Consider the following 739-nt stretch of genomic DNA (forward strand, 5'->3'; position numbering starts at 1 on the left):
GGTCATTTTCTCTGCTTCATGAATGATAAAAATTTGATTGTCTCCTTCAAGTGAAGACATAGACAACCGTTCTTTTAAATCTCTGGTCTGGTCAATTTTGATGGTATTTCCGTCTGGCTCAATATGGAAAACATCCGGATAATCAGCAGACAGAATCCGACGACAATGGTTACAAGTACCACAAGGAGCCCCTTGGTCATCAGGATTTAAGCAATTCAAATAAGCTGCTAAATAAAGTGCCATGTCTTCTTGACCAGCGCCGACCATCCCTTCAAAAATATAAGCATGACCAAGACGGTTATTGACGAGGACCCGGTCCATCATAGCGGTCAAATCCGCTTGCTTCTTGGCGATATCAAAATGTTCGTGTGCCATAGATGGACTCCTTTCCATTGCTTTAAGGCGCTTTAATGATTTGGATGACTAGCTCTATTAACGAAATAAAGTTGGGAAATGGCTTTCTAAAATAGCCAAGGCATCCCGCTGCATACTTTCAGGATCTTGGGTGGCATCAATGACTTTAATCCGTTCTGGGAAACGGTCTTTCAAGACGCCATACCCTTTATGAACACGTTGATGGAAATCAATGGCTTCAACGTCCAAGCGGTTTTGTTCAGCCTGACTACGGTTAGCTTGAATCCGGCGAATCCCTTCTTCAGCAGTAATATCTAAATATAAAGTAAGATCTGGTTGGCATCCATCAGTTGCAAATTGATTGATAGCAATAATCCCCTCTTCG

The 739-nt window shown here is 42.2% G+C and carries 1 protein-coding gene and 1 pseudogene; both read right to left on the minus strand.

Annotated elements, in window-relative coordinates; all coding sequences use genetic code 11:
• Positions 1–375: pseudogene (locus ACRCJ0_RS17340) on the minus strand (DNA polymerase III subunit delta'); the annotation flags it as partial.
• 57 nt (positions 376–432) lie between these two features.
• Positions 433–739 (minus strand): dTMP kinase (locus ACRCJ0_RS17345; RefSeq protein ID WP_431391398.1); only part of this gene is annotated, 307 nt, incomplete at its 5' end.

It is taken from the genome of Aerococcus sp. L_32, assembly GCF_050689315.1.